The following is a 4,323-nucleotide window of genomic DNA, read 5'->3' as shown; positions in this document are numbered from 1 at the left end:
CTGTTATTAATTTCCCGTGCCAGCTTCAAAAACTTGTGGTCAAACCCAGCTTTCCGCGCTCGCTCAATGAGGTAGTATGGATCAACCGCAATGCAATGCCCACCAACACCAACTGATGGGTAGTGCGGCATAAACGCGAATGGCTTGGTGGCTGCCCCCTGAATCACATCGTAGACATCAATACCTAACACATCAAAAGATTTTGCCAGTTCGTTCACGTATGCAATGTTAATATCCCGAAAGGTGTTTTCAATAATCTTCGTTGCTTCTGCTTCCTTAATCGACTTCATCACCCGAACTTCGCCCGTGATAATCGAACGGTAGAATTTCGCCGCACGTTGAGCGCCGCGAGGAGTAAGCGCACCCACGCAACGTGGAATATTCCGGACATTCCATTTTTCATTGCCTGGGTCAATCCGCTCTGGGCAGTGTGCCAGGTCAAAATCCCGTCCCACTTTCCGTTTCCCGCCTGCTCCCAGAATGGGTAAAACCACTTCCTCACAGACTCCTGGGTTCACCGTGGATTCCAGAATGATCAGTTGACCTTTTCTGAAGTGCTTTGCAATCCCCTTTGCTGCGGCAATGACCGGGGTTAAATCAGGGTTGTACAGATGATCCACTGGCGTTGGAACGCAAATAATGACGATATCCGCTCGTTTCACCGCTTCGTACGAGGTAGATGCCTTAATGAGCTTCTTCGCCACTGTAGGGGCAATGGAAGGCTCATCCGGCAACGTATTCACACCCTTATTTAGGGCATTCACCTTCTGCTTGCCTTTGGCGATGCCAAAAACCTTGTACCCCTTTTCCGCAGCTAAAGCGGCTAGTGGTAACCCAACGTAACCCAACCCAACAACAACGATATGTTCTCTTTTCTTCATAGTATTAAAGCTTGTTGATCAAACCATTGAAAAGTGAGGTGAAGCCCAGTCAAAAGTGAAGTTTTCGGGAACCAACCTAACGTTTGCCGAATGCGATTATTCGTCAACGCGCTCCGTCTTTGCTCAGGGATAATGCTGCCTCGTAGTGGTTGATAATTACTTTTAGTGATTGTAAGCAATGTTGCACACAACTCACGAATGGATGTCTCTTTAGCACTACTCACATTGTAGACACCTTGAGCTTTTGGGTGTAGCGCTGCAATCGCAGCCCGTACGACATCGCTAACAAAAATAAAATCTCGAGTTTGTGCACCAGAATTGTGAATACGAGGTGGACGATCTTGAACAAGATCTTCACAAAAAATGCTTACAACCCCGCCTTCGCCTTTGCCATCTTGTCTTGGGCCAAAAACATTTGAGAGTCGTAAGACGACGTGAGGTACCTCAAACGCACGCAAATACTGTTCAAACGCTAGCTTACTTACCCCATAAGGCGTTGCAGGATAAAGACGTGCATTTTCAGAAACTGGTTGCTTTTGTTTTGGGTCATAGACCGCAGCGGTTGAGAAAAAAATAATTTTTTTCACCTTTGCCAATTTTGCAGCTTGGAGGATTTGCAAACTTCCTAAAATGTTTGTTTCCGCATCTGCAAATGGTTCACGTCTTGAATATTGCAAATTTTTCTGCGCAGCAAGGTGGTAGATATACGAAAAATGCCCATCACGAATAATCTTCTTCATTTTCGAATCTTGAACGCGTAGGCAAATGAAACGTGCACCTTTCGCAACATACTCCCTTTTCCCTTGGCTTAAATCGTCAACGACGGTCACCGTATGCTTCCGTGAAATCAGCGCATCCACCAAATGTGAGCCAATGAATCCAGCCCCACCAGTTACAAGAATCTTCGCCATGCTACTCCGTCTCCGGTTGGTACGAAAGCACCCGACTCCCCCGCATGGCATCAATCGTTTGCGTCAAACCGTCATCCAGGGAAACTGTGGGGAACCAGCCAAGGTGCTCCTTTGCTAAGCGAATGTCCGGTACACCTTGCCGGTGCGTGAATGGACTTGGTTCCACATGCTCAATGCTACTGCTGGACTTCGTGATCGCCAGAATTTTTTCTGCAACTTCAACCAGCGGAATAGCTGCATCGCTACCCAAATTCATTGGTCCGCCTTGGCTTGATGCCATGAACTTCACCAGACCATCCACCATGTCAGAAATGTAGCAAAACGTGCTTGTGGCATCAGGCTTCCCGGAAATTTGCATGGGGGTATTTTCAATTGCTGCACTGACCAAGTTTGGCACCAAACGGCCATCGGTCAGGCGCATGCGTGGGCCAAAAGTGTTGAACACGCGCGCAACTTTGGCATCAACTTTCCGGTGGGTGCGGTAATTCATGGTCAGGCTTTCTGCAAACCGTTTGCCTTCGTTGTAGCAGCTTCGGGGGCCTACTGGATCAATGAAGCCCCAGTAGTCTTCTCGAAATGGCTGGTCGTTTACAGGTTCACCGTACACAGCTGAAGAAGACGCAAGCAAGTACTTTGCATCATACTTCGCAGCTAGTTCCAAAAGAAAGTAGGACGCAAATGCGTTTGCGCGGAGAGTTTCAATGGGTAGTTTGGCATACTCCCGAGGCGAGGTTGGACAGGCAAGATTGTATATTTCCTGGATCCCTTGGAACGTGATTTGAAACGGAACGAGCTCCGGAAAACGCTCCAAATCAAGGGGTTCGTGAAAATCGTGCCGAATGAATTTGAAATTTGGATGCTGGAGCAGGTGGTTGATATTTTCAATAGTCCCGGTGCTAAAGTCATCCACGCAAATAACTCGGTTCTTCTGCACCAGCTCATCGCAGAGGTGTGAACCCATGAATCCGGCGCCACCAGCAATGAGAATATTCTTGATATCGTACGAATGCTTGCGTTGCGTCATAGAGATTCGCGATGAATGAAGGAAAAGCGGAAACGAAGGCGAAGGAGTGTCCACAGCATGATCACACTACTGCGGAGCAATTTCATGGGTGTCCCGATTATGACCGATGCAGAACGGTCAATCCAGTGGGTGGGGTACTCAACAATCCGATCGCCGAAGTGACGGCACAAAAGCAACAACTCAACGTCGAAAGCGATATTTTGCACACGGGAATGCGGAAGTATCTTCAGTATCACCGAACGCTTAAATATTTTTGCCCCGCACTGCGTATCTCTGTATGGCATCCAAAACAGGAGCTTCACCACCAGCGCAAAGATGTAACTTGCAGCTTTCCGCAGTGCTGTTCGATTTTCCACTCGTGCACCCGGTGCCCAGCGAGAAGCAATCACGCCATCAGCCCCTTGTAGCGCATTGAACAAGCATTGAAATTCACTTGCGGAAGTAGAACCATCGGCATCCAGGAATGCCACCCAGTCGCCGTGCGCGTGTCGCCAGCCCTCTCGGACTGCTTCGGCTTTTCCAACTGCTTCTGGAATGACGTGCACAAGAACATTCTTGTGCTTTGCCGCGTAGCTCTGCGCAATGCTTGCCGTTGCGTCAACGCAGCCATTTGGAACCACGATAATCTCTACCGAAGTACCAAACTGCTTGAGGAGCTCTTCAAGTTTTGCTGCAATGTATCCAGCCTCGTTATACGCTGGAATGATAATGGAAAGCATGCGGTTCTGAAAAAAGCACCCACAACGGGTGCGTTTACTTTACAATAAATAGACCAATTACGCAAGTAATTGGTTTCAATGTCAAATCCTACTTTTTCAGCGCAGTAATCCGCTCAATAGCCTGTTTGTAGGCCAAAGCATTGGCAAAGGCAAACTGAAGTTGATCTTGAAATGATCGGAGGAAACGCACGATATCTGAGGTAAAAATGACTCCCCCACGCTGCGGAAAGGCAAAAATGCCAATACACTCTTCCCCGCTTCCCAAGGGCACAACTGCGGCAAACCCATGCTTCCCCAACCATTCGGCTACTGTTTGCAAGGACGTTTCCCCATTTTCAATTCGGTACGGCAGTTCATCGGCAATGAAAATTTTTCCTCCCAAGACCCTTTGCATAACAGCTGTGTCTAATTGTCCCAACCCCATTTTCCCATCTACAGCCACCAGCTCTTGCCGCTGCCGGTCAACCATGAGGAATGCTGGCTTCTGACCAATTACCTTGCTCAATTCATCCTCTGTCCGGGTCAGGAGTGACTGAAACTGGGTGGTGGATGCGGACACCAATTGTAAACGTTGTAATGACTCTTGCCGTTGCCGTTCTTTATTCGCGAACATCCCATCTATCCATTTGTAAATAAACTTCCGCAATGGTTCAATGGTAACGGCGATGATGAAAATGGTAATGAGGAGTGAAGTATTACTATTCAAACTCACCGCAGAACTTGACCCACGTTGGACAAGGAGTAATGCGTACGCGTAAATGGCGAAGAGAATGATGAAGGTCAGGAGT

5 protein-coding genes are annotated in these 4,323 nt (G+C 48.1%); all 5 read right to left on the bottom strand.

Features of this window, described 5'->3' with window-relative positions:
* Positions 1-881: nucleotide sugar dehydrogenase (locus WCV85_06845; protein MFA6474554.1), on the bottom strand; the 881-nt coding region annotated here is incomplete at its 3' end.
* Entirely contained in the window at positions 878-1,792 is a 915-nt protein-coding gene (locus WCV85_06840) for an NAD-dependent epimerase/dehydratase family protein (protein ID MFA6474553.1), read from the bottom strand. The genes WCV85_06845 and WCV85_06840, both read right to left, overlap by 4 nt.
* A gap of 1 nt (position 1,793) precedes the next feature.
* Positions 1,794-2,816: a GDP-mannose 4,6-dehydratase gene (locus WCV85_06835; protein ID MFA6474552.1), complete on the bottom strand. Its 1,023-nt coding sequence runs from the start codon at positions 2,814-2,816 to the stop codon at positions 1,794-1,796.
* Entirely contained in the window at positions 2,813-3,535 is a 723-nt protein-coding gene (locus WCV85_06830) for a glycosyltransferase (protein MFA6474551.1), read from the bottom strand. Before WCV85_06830 ends, WCV85_06835 begins: the two co-directional genes overlap by 4 nt.
* Before the next feature lie 88 nt (positions 3,536-3,623).
* Positions 3,624-4,323, bottom strand: a 700-nt coding sequence (locus tag WCV85_06825; GenBank protein MFA6474550.1) for a hypothetical protein, incomplete at its 5' end; no start/stop codon positions are given.

The organism is Patescibacteria group bacterium, assembly GCA_041665345.1.
Lineage (GTDB): Bacteria > Patescibacteriota > Patescibacteriia > PEXW01 > PEXW01 > JBAYJA01.
Note: the sequence above shows the minus strand (reverse complement) of the source record. Positions and strands in the feature narration are given on the sequence as shown.

Coding starts and splice junctions, on each gene's coding strand:
- WCV85_06840 (MFA6474553.1), bottom strand. CDS start 1,792: ATGGCGAAGATTCTTGTAACTGGTGGGGCTGGATTCATTGGCTCACAT.
- WCV85_06835 (MFA6474552.1), bottom strand. CDS start 2,816: ATGACGCAACGCAAGCATTCGTACGATATCAAGAATATTCTCATTGCT.
- WCV85_06830 (MFA6474551.1), bottom strand. CDS start 3,535: ATGCTTTCCATTATCATTCCAGCGTATAACGAGGCTGGATACATTGCA.